This window comes from Bradyrhizobium sp. CB82, from assembly GCF_029714405.1.
GTDB lineage: Bacteria > Pseudomonadota > Alphaproteobacteria > Rhizobiales > Xanthobacteraceae > Bradyrhizobium.
The window spans coordinates 9,060,151-9,074,914 of record NZ_CP121650.1 but is presented as its reverse complement, the minus strand read 5'-3'; the positions used below and the strand labels follow the sequence as shown (position 1 = coordinate 9,074,914).

Genomic DNA, 14,764 nt, shown 5'->3' with positions numbered 1-14,764 from the left:
GAACTCGCGCCGCCCGAGGATATGGGTCTTTGGGATGAGGAAGAGAGCCCATTCTAATCCAAGATTGAGGATAAAATTCTCGGGCGATTGCCTCAAGGAACTTTGCAGTGTTCTCATTTTCGGAGCAGAGCTGCGGCTTTTTTTGTTGCAAGATCGTTGAACAGACTTGGCGCGTCATAACGGCAATGAACAAAAACTTCCTGGGCCTCCGCTCGCCATGCTAGGTCGCAGTCATCTCCAAGCGTCCGTCTCAGTTTTCTTACAACTCCCACGGCTTCCTTAGCCCATGCTCGGAATTCATCCAAAGGCCAGAGTGACACGCTTTGCAGGTGAGGAAACGCTCCGGTCTCAGCCCTCTTTGTGGGACTAACTAACGAGCACCGAGAGAATGTCGGTTTCGGAAGTTACTTTTGTGAGTGCTTGATTGGCGCGCATCCAATTTGGATGACCGGTGGCCTGTCTAGCCTTTTCCGCACCCAACGCGGAGGTAGGCTTCGCGTCGGAATGGTCTTCGAATACGATGCAGTACCCGCCCGACAGCCACCAAGGATCGGGCGAGGCGTCAGACTCGTGCTTTCCAGATTGAAAACCAAGGAGGTTGCCCAACTCACGCTGGGCGGTCTCGAACGAACTGGCATTCGAAGAGGCGAGCCCGTCCAGAATAGCCTTCTCCTTCTTCGCAAACTTAGCGTCGTGAGAAGTGCCAAGCGTCAAGAGATAAGCCTCTAACCGCTCAATTTGGAGCGCAAGCGCTTCGTCCTCTGGCGCCCTTGTGCTCGTATCCGGTCTAAATCTCGCAAGACTAGACAGCCAGCGAATACCAGCAGCTGCATCTCTGGCTGCTGCAAAATGTGAACGCGAACGGGCTGACATTCCCGCGATTCCGGCAGCTTCGCCGTAGTCTGCAGCGGCACCGGCGAGGTAGTGCCAAAGAGCCCTGTACCCCCTCAATGTCTCGTCCGTGAGTCCGGCTAAGACCTTACCCGCAGACTCCAGTGCGCCCTCGTAATGCTGCTGCCACAGGCGCTTTTGATATTCGATTTCGGCGATCGCGACTTGCTGCAGTTGAGGCAGCCCGCTGGGCATCGATTGTGTGGCTATCGATCTCTTCGCTAGAATCTGACGGTTCACAGCTTCCCAAGCTGCGTTATTTCGCAAGAAGATATCGAAGTTCTCGACCAGATCATCAAACGACGTATTCGATGATTGCCTAGCTCCGAAATCAAGCTCAGCTTGCAACTCTGGATGGAGAAATCTGGTGCGGGTTGGACTGTTAAAATAATCGGTTAACTCGGTTCCGGAGATCACTACAGCAGAGAAGTCTTGCAATGAGCGCGTGCATCGCCCAACGGCCTGTACCACGCGTGTTTGTATGCGGCTCTGTAGTAATGCGTAGGCACCCATCCTGGAGACAAAAAATCGTTCCTGGGAGTTCGTTGGCAAACCATCGAGAAATAGAAGGCGGCATTCATCACCTGGGAAATCGATGCCGTCGTATCGGTTCGAAAATACTGCAACGCAACTGGTTGCCTTGGTGAAGATCTCCTTGGATTCTTCAATCTGGCTAGCCTCGAGCGGCTTCAATCCGTTGCCCTGAACGTCGGCAATCGTGTCGCCTTTCGCTCGATCGTTCGGGACGAGAACGACACTTCTCGGCACACGCTGCATTAGTGTCTTGCGCAAGTCCATTGTGTCGTCGGCATCGAGTGACATTTCCGGGAAAATAAAAAAACGCCGCCCGATTCCTTGACGGTCCCATCCTTCCGGTATGGACAGGCGGACGATGTTCTCTCTACCTGTCAGGCGCTCTAGATCTCCGCCTTCTCCGAGCGTGGCAGACATGAAAATTCGCTGACGAGCTCTAGCAAATGGAGCGTGAGTCCAGGTAGGTGGAATCAGGGGACGTACGAGTATCTCTGATGGAGAAAGGTAGAGGTGACAGGCGTGGAGATTGTCGCGCAACAACATCCACGTGAACCGTAGGCTATCAACGGGTCCAGCGTATTGGTCGATAATGTTGACCAACTCGCTGGCAATAGCAGCAAGAGCCGGCGTAGGAAGCTTATCGACCCAAGCCACGTCCGACAGACTCTCATCAATCTCGCCGATGAGTCTTCCAAAGTCTGCCTGATCCAGAAAAGGTCTCAGTAGTTCCGCGACTGCAGAGTGTAGCGGACGGTGCGCTGCTTCGTCTCTTAAGATGCGGAGGCTCCACATCAGATGCGGAGGCTCCACATCGAGGCGATGTAATTCTCAGTCGCGTGGGCATCGTCCGCGATGATGACGTCAGGGCTTTCGAAAAATGGTGAGACGTTGAAGAGGCCGCTGTAGGTTGTTACCGCAATGCGGCGCGCCGAAAGATAGTCGGCTTTTGCAGCAGCATCGAATTCGTACTTTGAACCCGTGAAGCCGTGCACACTGAGGCCGTATTGGTTCTCGGCCTGCGCGACTACTTGGTTCACGAGTTGTCTTGTCGGGCAGAGAAAGACGATCCGCTCATTGTTTTTTCGTCGAAGCCATTCTCCAATGAGCAGTCCTACGAGCGTCTTTCCGCTACCCGTCGGCAATTGCATCGCGACATCGCTCGCAAGCAAGCCGCGAGCGACGTATTGCTGCATCGTCTGTCCTTGATGAAGCAGCACCCCTGGTATCTTTCGACGCGGGAGTTCTAACAGCAGTTTTTCAGGACTGTCTGGTACGGCTTCCGGTGGCGGTGCGCTCTTGAAGGCCAAGCGATTTACTCCCACGTGCAAAAGTTGTTTGTTTGTTAGGTGCACGTCCTCGGATCCGTTAGCGTTCGTTGGCGGAGCGCGCAAGGTCTTGGCTTTGAATTCACAAAACAAAAACGGCCGGATCTTTCGACCCGGCCGTTACTCAAACTCAACTCTCTAAGCTTACACGACCAGACGCTTACTCGCCCTAGCCCCAGCTCGGAAAACTCTCAGCTCGCCTTCTTCTCAGCCTCGGCGCCGCCGACCTTCTTCTCGATCTGGCGCTTCAAGTCCAGCGCACGCGGAGAAAGATCGTCGGCGCGGGCCTTGACGAGATAGGCGTCGAGGCCGCCATTGTGGTCGACGCTCTTGAGCGCGTTGGTGGAGACGCGCAGGCGCACGTTGCGCTCGAGGGCCTCGCTGATGAACGTCACGTTGACGAGGTTCGGCAGGAAGCGGCGCTTGGTCTTGATGTTGGAGTGGCTGACCTTGTGGCCGACGAGGGGGCCCTTGGCCGTCAGTTCGCAGCGGCGAGACATGTTAAAAACCCTTATCCTTTCCCCCAGCGATTTGCGGCGGCCATTCGGGGCGCCACGGGGGTTCAAATTCTCTGTCCTTGCAGGGAGCGGGCGGACGTATAGGGGGAAGGGGCGGGTAGTCAAGGATTTGGCGGGTATTTCAGCCCACCCTCCGGTGTCATCGCCCGGCTCGACCGGGCGATCCAGTATTCCAGAGACGGCTGTATTCAACCGAGGGGCCGCGGCGTGCTGGATGCCCCGGTCAAGCCGGGGCATGACAGCGGAACGAGGGGCGACAGGTCGCCAAGCACCGTCGCCCGTAGCTCACGAAAACGGCAATGATTGAAACGCCTTACCATCACATAAAGGGCGCAATCGGGGGTGACAGAGGAGCGCGGTTCCGCGCCCCGACGGACGCGCGATTGGTCCTTTGGGCACATTGCTTGCCGCAGGTTTTGGCTTAAGTAGCAAAGACTAGCGCTACCACCGGATTGCAACTGAACGTGATCACGCCATTTCCCCATTCGCCCCGGCCGCGCCGTCGCGGTTGGCTGGCCATGGTGGCCCTTTGCGCCACGGGCGTTGCCTGGGGAAGCCTGCCTGCGGCGGCCCAAGGGCGGCTCGAGGCGCAGTATGAGGCGACGCTGTCAGGCATTCCGGTCGGCCGCGGCGCCTGGACCATCGACATCCAGGACGACGTGTTCTCGGCCGCGGCCAGCGGCGGCACCATCGGCATCCTGAAATCCTTCACCGGCGGGTCCGGCACCGGCGCCTCGCAGGGCCGCGTCGTCAACGGCGCGCTGGTTGCGACCGGCTACCAGGCCTCCACCACCACCTCGAAGAAGACCGAGGAGATCCACATCGTCCTCGACAAGGGCAATGTGAAGGAGTTCGGCATCGCGCCGGAGCCGCCGGTCGATCCCGATCGCATCGTCGTCACCGAAGCGCATCGCCGCGGCGTCTGGGACCCGATGACGGCCTCGCTCTTGCGCGTGCCCGGCACCGGCGAACCGGTGTCGCCGGAGGCCTGCCACACCGGCGCCGCCGTGTTCGACGGCCGCATGCGCTACGACCTCAAGCTCGATTTCAAGCGCATGGAGAGCGTCAAGGCGGAGAAGGGCTATCGCGGCCCGGTCGTGGTCTGCGCGCTCTATTTCGTGCCGGTGGCGGGCTACATCCCGGATCGGCCGGTAATTAAATACCTCGCAGCCCAGCGCAACATCGAGATCGCCTTCGCTCCGGTCGCGGGAACCCGGGTCCTGGTGCCGTTCTGGGTGAAGGTCCCGACCCCGCTCGGCCCCGCCATGCTCGAAGCCACCAGCTTCATCACCGCCCCCCAGCCGCCCAAGGTCGCCAAGACGCAGTGATTGCTGCGCGCCCCCCTTGGGGGAGGCTCCGACTCCTTTGCATGGGGTTGTTTTCGAGATTTTGTTTTGGCCGCGTCCGGGCGTGAATCCATTTGACTCCCGCCCGATTCTGATTCGACTCCGGCCCGTCCTCAACATTAAGGAACTCGCCCCGAAAACGCCGCTTGTGCCGATGATCAAAGCTCCATCTAGTGCGCTGAAATCGACCTGGCGCGAGATGTTGCGTGAACGAATCCGGAAGCACAGGGGAGTCAGCGATTCGGCCGCGATTCGTTCCGGAGTCGTTCCAAAGCTTAAGTGCGGCAGAGAAAGCGTTGCAAAATGAGACAGTTGCGGGAGATGCGGGGATGTCGCCTCAGCTTCGGGTGTCATTGCCCGGCTTGGCCGGGCGATCCAGTATGCCGAGGCGCCTGTGATAGAACCGAGCCGGCGCGGCGGACTGGATGCCCCCGGTCAAGCCGGGGCATGACAGCGGAGCAAGCCGGGCGATGACAGTGGTGTGTGCGGAGAGCGCTCCGACCCCAAACGGCACTGACATTCGCCCCAATCACGATTACCTAGTCCCCCAGAATGGCCTTTCCTCCCTCCTCCCTTGCTTCCGAGCGCGCGCCTGGCGCCGGCGTTACTGCGGTGCTCGGGCCGACCAATACCGGCAAGACGCATCTCGCCATCGAGCGGATGCTCGCGCATTCGTCCGGCATGATCGGGCTGCCGCTGCGGCTGCTCGCGCGCGAGGTCTATAACAAGATCGCCGATCGCGCCGGCACGGAGAGCGTCGCGCTTGTCACGGGCGAGGAGAAGATCAAGCCCAAGAACCCGCGCTACTGGGTCTCGACCGTCGAGGCCATGCCCAGGGATCTCGACGTCTCCTTCCTCGCGGTCGACGAAGTGCAGATCGCCGCCGATCTCGAACGCGGCCACGTCTTCACCGACCGCATCCTCAACCGTCGCGGCCGCGACGAGACGCTGCTGCTCGGCGCAGCCACCATGCGCCCGATCATCGAGCGACTGTTGCCCGGCGCCTCCATGATCACGCGGCCGCGGCTGTCGACCCTTGAATTTGCCGGCGACCGCAAGATCACGCGCCAGCCGCGACGCACCGCGATCGTCGCCTTCTCCGCCGATGAAGTCTATGCCATCGCCGAGCTGATCCGCCGCCAGCATGGCGGCGCCGCCGTGGTGCTCGGCTCGCTGTCGCCGCGCACGCGCAACGCGCAAGTGGCGATGTACCAGAACGGCGATGTCGATTATCTCGTCGCCACCGACGCGATCGGCATGGGTCTCAATCTCGACGTCGATCACGTCGCCTTTGCCTCCGACCGCAAATTCGACGGCTATCAGTTCCGCCGTCTGACGCCGGCCGAATTCGCGCAGATCGCAGGCCGCGCCGGCCGCGCCACGCGCAACGGCACGTTCGGAACGACGGGCCGCTGCGCGCCGTTCGAGCCCGAGCTCGTCAACGCGCTCCAGAACCACACCTTCGATGCGGTGAAGGTGTTGCAGTGGCGCAATTCAAAGCTCGATTTCTCCTCGCTCGGCGCGCTCCAGGTCTCGCTGAACTTGGCCCCCGGGCATGAGGCGCTGACGCGCGCGCCGATCGCGGAGGACATGCGCGTGCTCGATCACGCCGCCCGCGACGGCGAGGTCCGCGACAAGGCGCACGGCAAGGCGGCGGTGGAACGGCTGTGGGAGGCCTGCCAGGTCCCTGACTACCGAAAACTGTCGCCGGCGGCCCATGCCGAGCTCGTCACCACGCTCTACGGCTTCCTGATGGACAAGGGCTGCATCCCCGATTCCTGGTTCGCCGCCCAGGTCGACCAGTCCGACCGCATCGACGGCGACATCGATACGCTGTCGGGCCGGATCGCGCAGATCCGCACCTGGACCTTCGTCGCCAACCGCCCGGACTGGCTGAAAGACCCCGAACGCTGGCAGGGGATCACGCGGGAGGTCGAAAATAAATTGTCAGATGCGCTCCATGAACGGCTTACAGAGCGTTTCGTTGATCGTCGTACCAGTGTATTGATGCGCCGCCTGCGGGAGAACACGAGCTTGAATACTGAAATCGGCAAGACCGGCGAAGTCATCGTCGAAGGCCACGTCATCGGCCGTCTTGATGGGTTCACCTTTGCACCGGATGCGGCGGAAGCCGGCTCGGATGCGAAAGCCTTGCAGGCTGCGGCGCAGGCGGTGCTCGCCGGCGAGATCAATGCGCGGGCCGAAAAGCTCTCCGCAGCGCCCGACGAGCAGTTCGTGCTGACCTCGGAAGGCATCATCCGCTGGACCGGCGATGCCGTGGCGCGCCTCGTCGCCGCAGAGGAGGCGCTGCATCCGCGCATCCGCATCATCTCCGACGAGCGCCTCACGGGCGGCCCGCGCGAAAAGGTGCAGGCGCGGCTCGAGCTCTGGCTCAAGACTCATATCGAGAAGCTGCTCGGGCCGCTGTTCGAGCTGTCGAAGGCCGAGGACGTCACCGGCATTGCCCGCGGCATCGCCTACCAGCTCGTCGAGGCGCTCGGCGTCCTGGAGCGGCCGAAGATCGCGAGCGAGCTGAAGGATCTCGACCAGCCCTCGCGCGCGACCTTGCGCAAATACGGTGTGCGCTTCGGCGCCTATCACCTCTATTTCCCGCAGCTGCTGAAGCCCGCCGGGCGTGCGCTGGCCGCGCTGCTCTGGGCGCTGAAGCACGACAATGTCGATCTGTCGGCATTGTCGGGTGCGCAGCATCTGGCGAGCTCGGGCCGCACCTCGTTCCCGGCCGACAAGCAGCTTCCGCGCGATGCCTATCGCGTGCTCGGCTACAAGCAATGCGGCGAGCGCGCCGTGCGCGTCGACATCCTGGAGCGTCTTGCCGATCTGATCCGGCCTGCGCTGGCCTGGCGCGAGACCTCGCCCGGCGAGAAGCCGCTCGGGGCGTTCGACGGCCGCGGCTTTGTGGTGACGCAGGCGATGACCTCGCTGACGGGCTCGGCCGGCGAAGATTTCGCCTCGGTGCTGCGCGCGCTCGGCTATCGCATGGAGAAGCGCGCGCCGCTGCCGCCAAAGCCGGTCGTGACAGAGACGGTCGCGACCGAAACGCCGCCTGCTGAAGGCGCGGCGGAGTCCTCAAGCGAGACGGCGGCGGAAGCCGTTGCCGGACTTCCCGCGGACGACGCGGCGCCTGCCACTGAGGCTCCTGTCGAGGCTTCACCCGAGCCGGTTACCGTCGAGGACGCGCCGGGCATGGAGCAGCATGAGGAAGAGCCTCACGCCGAGCCCGCGCTCGAGGCCACGCCCGAGGCCCCGGTGACGCCCGAGGACGCGCCGGCCGACGCTGCCGCCGCCGCGGAAGCTGCCGCATCGGCCGACGCTGCCGCGCCTCCGGAAGCAGTGGCGGAAGCCGCCCCGGCCGAGCCGCAGCTCGTCGAGGTCTGGCGTCCCGGCGGCCGTCACGAGGACCGCAAGCCGCGCCACGAGCGGCATCGCCCCCGCCATCACCACCAGCCGCGTCCGCAGGAAGGCCTGCAGGCAGCTCCCGCCGCGGAGGGCGAGGCCGCAGCCACTGATGCCGCAAAGCCCGGCGAGCGCCACCGTCACGGCGGCGGTCATCGCAAGGATTTCCGCAGAGGCCGCGAAGAGGGCCAAGGCGGCGAGCGCCGCGAGCCGCGTGACGACAAGGGCCGCCGTTTCGAGGGCAAGGACCGCGACAAGGATCGCGATCGCAACAAGGGCAAGTTCGGCGATCGCGATGGCGGCCGTGGCCGCGACCGCGACAAGGGCCGTGATCGCCGTGACCGAGAATCCGGTCCCGCACATCGCCCCTATGCCTCCAGCGCGAACCCTCGCGAGCGCGATCGCCCCATCGATCCGAACTCGCCCTTCGCAAAGCTCGCCGCGCTGAAAGAACAGCTCGCCGGCCGCAAGGAGTAGCAACGTTTCTCTCTTCCCCTCTGCCCGCTTGCGGGAAGAGGGGAAGAAGGCCTCGTTCGCGAAAGGATACGATTGGAGCGCCAGCGGATCGACAAATGGCTGTGGCACGCTCGCGTGGTGAAGGCGCGCACCTCGGCGGCCGATCTGGTCGAGTCCGGCCATGTCCGCGTCAACGGCGTGCGCGAGACTTCACCGGGTCACACCATCAAGATCGGCGACGTCCTGACCATCGCGCTGGATCGGACGGTCCGGGTGATGAAGGTCATCGCGTTTGCCGAGCGGCGGGGCGATGCAAACTCGGCGCGCGTGCTGTATGAGGAGCTGGGCGAGCGCAAAGCGTAATTAATTGCGCGTCGTATTCATTTCTTGGCCGATGAAACGTGAAAACCGGTCATGATCAGCCGTTGCCGATCTTGCGGCGTGGGTGTTTACGCGCTACGCAAGCCGCGAATTTGAGAGAGCTTTTCGGAGCGTTGGATGACTTACGTCGTCACTGAAAACTGCATCAAGTGCAAGTACACCGACTGCGTCGAGGTGTGCCCGGTAGATTGCTTCTACGAGGGCGAGAACATGCTGGTCATCCACCCCGATGAATGCATCGATTGCGGCGTGTGCGAGCCGGAATGCCCGGCGGACGCCATCAAGCCGGACACGGAACCGGGTCTCGAAAAGTGGCTGGAAGTGAACGCCGAGTACGCCAAAAGCTGGCCGAACATCACCCAGAAGAAAGATTCGCCAGAGGACGCGAAGGAATTCGACGGCCAGGAAGGCAAGTTCGAGAAATATTTTTCTAAAAACCCCGGTTCAGGGGACTAACTCGGGTCAAACTTAACCCTAATACCTTAGTCAGCGCCGCAAACAGGCCAAAAAACCCCTAAATCATTGATTTTTGCGGGAAATGTGCTATATTGGGCACATTAAGCCGAACCCCGTCAGCCCCGTTGGCCCCTCTGGGTTCCCGTGAAACCTCATGTCGAACAGGGGCGTGGCCGATTTCCGCGCGCAGGCTGTGTCACAGAAAACGCGTAAAAAGAGTACTTCTGCTAAGGCGTCCCATAAGGATGTCAAAAAAGTCGCCGCGGCCAGCCGTAGCGCATCCAAGGGTCGTGCGGCGACTAAGCACACGGCTGCAAAGTCCTCGAAGAACAAAAGAAGCGCAATGCCTAACAAGACTGCCAAACCGGCCGCGAAAGCGACCGCTGCCAAGCCCGCAGCTCCCAAGGCTGCGCTCAAGCCTGCCGTGAAAGCTCCTGTTGCTGCTGCGCACAAAGCGCCTGTCGCCGCCAAGGCTCCTTCCGTCAAGGCTCCTTCCGTCAAGGCTCCTTCCGTCAAGGCCGCCGTCGGTGCTGCCAAGCCCGCCGCGAAGCCGGCTGCCGCTGCGCCGAAGGTCGAGGAAAAGAAGGTCGTGACCCAGCGCCAGGGCTTCAAGGCAAACGAATTCGTCGTTTATCCCGCTCACGGCGTCGGCCAGATCCTGGCCATCGAGGAGCAGGAGATCGCCGGGGCCAAGCTCGAGCTGTTCGTCATCAACTTCATCAAGGACAAGATGACGCTGCGCGTTCCGACCGCCAAGGTCGCCAATGTCGGCATGCGCAAGCTGTCCGAGCCCGCGCTGGTCAAGAAGGCGTTGGAAACCCTCAAGGGTCGCGCCCGCGTCAAGCGCACCATGTGGTCGCGCCGCGCCCAGGAATACGAAGCGAAGATCAATTCGGGCGACATCGTCGCGATCGCAGAAGTCGTGCGTGACCTCTACCGCTCCGAATCGCAGCCCGAGCAGTCCTACAGCGAACGCCAGCTTTATGAAGCGGCGCTCGATCGCCTCTCCCGCGAGATCGCGGTGGTGCAGCACTCGACCGAGACCGAAGCGGTCAAGGAGATCGAGGCCCAGCTCGCCAAAAGCCCGCGCCGCGCCAACGCCAAGGCGGAGGTCGCCGAAGGCGAGGCCGATGCGGACACCGAGGGCGATATCGACGATACCGACGGCGACGATGCGGCTGTCGCCGACGAGGCCGCGTAAGCTGCTTCGCGTCTCGGCAAGCAAATCCAAAGCCCGGCCGAACGGCCGGGCTTGTTCGTTTTGATGCGAGGGCGATCGCCCTCGAAGGCCTGAGCCAAGCAAAAGGAGCCGGCGGTCTGATCGTCCTGGATGCGTAACGAACACCTAGCGAACAGGTCTGTCAGCCCTTATGCTGTTCAATTCGGTCGTGAACGGCTTTGTCATGACCGCACGGTAGGATGGTCCAGGCCCGTCTGATAGGCGGGCCGTTGGCTTTATGGGAGCCCGGTGATGAGCCGCTCGAACCGTACCGAACATATCCGCCTCACCTCCCATCCGGAGCCAGGCGGAAAGGCGGCCTTCCCGATCCAGTGGGGCGCCGCGGATGCGCGCGCGCGCGGGCCGATCGTCGGCACAGTGTCGCGAGCGCAGGATCGCAATGTCATCGGCAGCCATGGCGGCTCCTACGCCGTCTATCGCGCGCTCGCGGTCTCCGCCGGCGCGCTCGATCCGATCCGGCGTCCCGATCTCACCAACACGTTTCCGGCCGCGACCATCGGGCCGTTCCCGCAATGGAGCGATCCGGAAAAGATCGTCGCGCTCGATCCCTGGGGGCATCTCGTCGCCGAGAACTTCCGCCAGGAGATCGCCGAGGGCGCAGACATCCGGCCGAGCATCGCGGTGACGCGCGCGCGGCTGGATCTGCCGGAAATCCGTGGCGCGCTGGTTGACAAGCGGCTGAAGCCGGACGGCGAGGTCGTGCACGCCAATGGCAGCGTGTCGGTGGTGAAGATCGCCATCGATCCGGTCTGGTACCTGCCCGGCCTTGCAAAGCGCTTCGGCACGACGGAGACCGAGCTGCGGCGGACGTTGTTCGAGCAGACCGCCGGCATGTTCCCCGAGCTCGTGACGCGGTCCGACATGAAGGTGTTCTTGCCGCCGATCGGCGGCACCACCGTCTATCTGTTCGGCGACGTGACCAAGCTTCCCGATCATCGCACCAAGATCACCTGTCGTGTGCACGACGAATGCAACGGCTCGGACGTGTTCGGCTCAGACATCTGCACCTGCCGCCCCTACCTCATTCACGGCATCGAGGAATGCGCGCGCGGCGCGCAGGAGGGCGGGCTCGGACTCGTCGTCTACAACCGCAAGGAAGGTCGGGCGCTTGGCGAGGTCACGAAATTCCTGGTCTACAATGCCCGCAAGCGCCAGGAAGACGGCGACGCAGCCGCCGCCTATTTCGAGCGCACCGAATGCGTTGCCGGTGTTCAGGATGCGCGCTTCCAGCAGCTGATGCCGGACACGATCCACTGGCTCGGGTTGAAGCGCATCGACCGCTTCCTGTCGATGAGCGACATGAAATATGACGCGCTCACGGGGCAAGGCATCGATATCGTCGAGCGCGTGCCGATCCCGCTGGAGCTGATTCCGGCCGATGCGCATGTCGAGATCGCCGCCAAGAAGGCGGCCGGATATTACGCAGAAGAGATTCCGACTGCGAAGGATTTGACCGACACGGTCGGACGCTCGCTGGAGAAATATTGAGCTACGTGATGGCGGCGGCCACAGAACGAGAGGCCCGATCGCTGCTCTCGGCGGAAGCGGTCCGCGCGCGCGCCGCGCAGATGCTCGACATCGGTTTGAACGACGGACTGACGCATTTTACGGTTCATCTGGATCGCATGGACGCTGTCGTGGATGCCGTGCTCGCGGTCACGCGGCGATCATATCCCGATCTGAACATCCCCTTCCACGCACGGTGGCGGCACTTCGTCCTCGGCGGCGTCGACCGTTGGTCGCGCCTCGCGGACACAGCGTCCTGGCCGGATCGCGCCACGCGGGCGCGCGCCGAGTTCGATCTCGCCATTGTCAGCGTGCTGCTGGATGCGGGTGCTGGTGCCGCCTGGCGCTACTGCGATGCCATGACGGGACGGGTAATCGGCCGCTCCGAGGGCCTTGCCCTCGCAAGCCTCGACATGTTCGCAGACGGTGCGTTTTCCGGTGACTCCCGCTCTCACTTCCGCGCCGATGCGGATGTGATCGCCCATCTCCCGCTCGCGCGGCTCGAGTCTGGTTTTCAGGCCACGGACAACAATCCGCTGCTGGGCCTTGAGGGACGCACGGATTTGCTGCGGCGCTTAGGCCAGCTCGTGGCGTCCCGTCCGCAGATCTTCGGCGCACATGATCGGCCGCGGCCGGGCGGATTGTTCGATCATCTCGCTGCACGGGCGGATAGCGGCGTGATCGCCGCACCCGTCATTCTCGCCGAAGTGCTCAGCCAGCTCGGGCCGATCTGGCCGTCGCGACTCGAACTCGCCGGCATTCCCCTCGGTGATTGCTGGCGCCACGGCGCGATCAAGACCGATGACGCGACCACAGGTCTCGTACCCCTGCACAAGCTGTCGCAATGGCTGAGCTATTCGCTGATCGAACCCTTGCAGCGCGCCGGCTTTGACGTGATCGACATCGACGGCCTCACCGGGCTCGCCGAATACCGCAACGGCGGCTTGTTCGTCGATCTCGATGTGCTGCGCCTGCGCGACCTTGCGGATGTCGAGCACTCTCATGCCGTGGACTCCCTCCTCGTCGTGGAATGGCGGGCGCTGACGGTCGCCTTGCTGGACTGCCTCGCCGAGCATGTCCGCGCGCGGCTCGGCCGCGATCGCGCCTCGCTGCCGCTTGCAAGCATTTTGGAAGGCGGCACCTGGGCCGCGGGCCGCGCCGCCGCCTTTGCGCGGAGGGCCGATGGCGCGCCACCGATCAAGGTCATCAGCGATGGTACCGTTTTCTAAGGGCTTGATTGGCAACGCTGCCGGTCACCCGGATATCGGGATCGGCGCGCGCATCATCCCGATATTGCGCTTTTTGACGAATTCAGGAGCTTTAGGTCATGGAAGGCGTCACGATCGTCGATCATCCCCTGGTCCAGCACAAGTTGACGCTGGTGCGGGACAAGTCCATCTCGACAAAATCCTTCCGCGAGCTCGTCAAGGAGATCGGGATGCTCCTGTGCTACGAGGTCACGCGCGATCTTCCGCTCGCCGAGGTCGTCGTCGAGACGCCGCTTGCGCGCATGCAGTCGGCCAAGATCGCCGGCAAGAAGCTGGTGTTCGTTCCGGTCCTGCGCGCCGGCACGACGTTCGTCGACGGCATGATGGATCTGGTCCCAACCGCGCGCGTCGCGCATATCGGGCTCTATCGCGAACCGCACAGCTTCGCGGCCGTCGAATATTTCTTCAAGTCGCCGTCCGACCTCGGTGAACGGCTCGCGATCGTGGTGACGCCGGTGCTTGCAACGGCCAACACGGCGGTGGCGGCTGTCGACCGGTTGAAGGAGCGTGGTGCCAAGGATATTCGGCTTGCCTGCCTGATCGCTGCGCCCGAAGGTCTCGAGCGGATTCGCGGCCTGCATCCGGATGTCCCGATCTGGACGGCGGCCATCGATGAAGGGCTCGACGAGCACGGCTACATCCTGCCCGGCCTCGGCGACGCCGGTGACCGCGCATACGGAACGCGATAGGGAAACGGATCGAGGCCATCGAGGAAATCGACGGACAATTTGATTTGAATTCCGGCCCCGATCCGCCAACTGCTAGATGCTGGCGAGATACCGGACTTCGAAGCCGCCGTCAGTCGCGCAATCGCTTCGCTAATGCGCGATCAGATTTTAGGTTGTTGTTTGCGCATGATCTCCGCGCAAACGCGTTCCGCGTTTGTCGCGAGGGAAAACCGCTTCGCACTTTTCCGGATCATGCTTTAGCGAGGTGATCGAATGAAGCATCCGCAGCTCCTGGCGTGGCGCGCCCTGCCAAAGTTCGGCCGGTTGCGAGATGTGCGTGTGCAGCGCAGCCACTGGGTGAGCCCGCTCCTTGCCCTGGGCGGGATGGCGTGCACGTTGTTTTCGCCCTCCCATGGACAGGAGCTTGCGCGACAAAGTCTGGACACCGCGTCAGGACAACGCCTGTTCAACAATGCATGTCGGACCTGCCACACGACCAAGGACGGCGACAATCGCCTGGGCCCGCATCTGTACAGGATCCTCGGAAGGAAGGCCGGCTCGCTGCCGGATTATAATTACTCCAGCGCGATGAAGGGGGCCGACTTCGTGTGGGACGACGAAAAGCTTGAGCGCTTCATCGCCAATCCCGATGAACTGGTACCGGGCAACAGCATGAAACCATACAGCGGACTGGCATCTGCCGACGACAGAGCAAGAATAGTTTCCTTCCTGCGATCGGACGCGACGAGCCGATAGCTCCT

General features: G+C 62.6%; 12 protein-coding genes. 9 read left to right on the top strand and 3 right to left on the bottom strand.

The features are described 5' to 3' along the window. Window positions 1-366: 366 nt before the first annotated feature. The 3 genes from QA640_RS42925 to rpmB form a co-directional block, all read right to left on the bottom strand. The gene (locus QA640_RS42925) at window positions 367-1,842 is read right to left on the bottom strand and encodes a helicase C-terminal domain-containing protein (RefSeq protein WP_283038631.1); all 1,476 of its coding nucleotides are present in this window, start codon (window positions 1,840-1,842) and stop codon (window positions 367-369) included. Between the two features lie 374 nt (window positions 1,843-2,216). Next, a complete protein-coding gene (locus tag QA640_RS42920; RefSeq protein ID WP_283038630.1) occupies window positions 2,217-2,732 on the bottom strand; it encodes a DEAD/DEAH box helicase in 516 nt (171 codons plus the stop codon). Between the two features lie 209 nt (window positions 2,733-2,941). Next, window positions 2,942-3,250 carry a 50S ribosomal protein L28 gene (rpmB, locus tag QA640_RS42915; protein ID WP_283038629.1) on the bottom strand — a complete coding sequence of 103 codons (309 nt, stop codon included), beginning with the start codon at window positions 3,248-3,250 and terminating at the stop codon, window positions 2,942-2,944. Between the two features lie 536 nt (window positions 3,251-3,786). Here rpmB and QA640_RS42910 point away from each other — a divergent pair. The 9 genes from QA640_RS42910 to QA640_RS42870 all read left to right on the top strand — a co-directional run bounded on the left by QA640_RS42910 (window position 3,787) and on the right by QA640_RS42870 (window position 14,759). Next, complete coding sequence (locus QA640_RS42910) at window positions 3,787-4,596, top strand: DUF3108 domain-containing protein (RefSeq protein ID WP_283038628.1); 810 nt, start codon at window positions 3,787-3,789, stop codon at window positions 4,594-4,596. Window positions 4,597-5,166: 570 nt separating this feature from the next. Beyond that, a complete protein-coding gene (locus tag QA640_RS42905) occupies window positions 5,167-8,505 on the top strand; it encodes a helicase-related protein (RefSeq protein ID WP_283038627.1) in 3,339 nt (1,112 codons plus the stop codon). Window positions 8,506-8,577: 72 nt separating this feature from the next. Beyond that, the gene (locus tag QA640_RS42900; RefSeq protein ID WP_283038626.1) at window positions 8,578-8,847 is read left to right on the top strand and encodes an RNA-binding S4 domain-containing protein; all 270 of its coding nucleotides are present in this window, start codon (window positions 8,578-8,580) and stop codon (window positions 8,845-8,847) included. Between the two features lie 135 nt (window positions 8,848-8,982). Beyond that, window positions 8,983-9,321, top strand: coding sequence for a ferredoxin FdxA (fdxA, locus tag QA640_RS42895; RefSeq protein WP_283038625.1), 339 nt, complete (start codon window positions 8,983-8,985; stop codon window positions 9,319-9,321). A gap of 343 nt (window positions 9,322-9,664) precedes the next feature. Beyond that, window positions 9,665-10,522 carry a CarD family transcriptional regulator gene (locus QA640_RS42890; protein WP_283038624.1) on the top strand — a complete coding sequence of 286 codons (858 nt, stop codon included), beginning with the start codon at window positions 9,665-9,667 and terminating at the stop codon, window positions 10,520-10,522. Window positions 10,523-10,792: 270 nt separating this feature from the next. Continuing rightward, the gene (locus tag QA640_RS42885) at window positions 10,793-12,049 is read left to right on the top strand and encodes a GTP cyclohydrolase II (RefSeq protein ID WP_283038623.1); all 1,257 of its coding nucleotides are present in this window, start codon (window positions 10,793-10,795) and stop codon (window positions 12,047-12,049) included. Window positions 12,050-12,057: 8 nt separating this feature from the next. Next, on the top strand, window positions 12,058-13,296 hold the full coding sequence (locus QA640_RS42880) for a URC4/urg3 family protein (protein WP_283038622.1): 1,239 nt from the start codon (window positions 12,058-12,060) through the stop codon (window positions 13,294-13,296). Between the two features lie 98 nt (window positions 13,297-13,394). After that, on the top strand, window positions 13,395-14,024 hold the full coding sequence (gene upp / locus QA640_RS42875) for a uracil phosphoribosyltransferase (protein ID WP_283038621.1): 630 nt from the start codon (window positions 13,395-13,397) through the stop codon (window positions 14,022-14,024). Window positions 14,025-14,276: 252 nt separating this feature from the next. Further along, on the top strand, window positions 14,277-14,759 hold the full coding sequence (locus QA640_RS42870; RefSeq protein WP_349253683.1) for a c-type cytochrome: 483 nt from the start codon (window positions 14,277-14,279) through the stop codon (window positions 14,757-14,759). Window positions 14,760-14,764 lie beyond the last annotated feature (5 nt).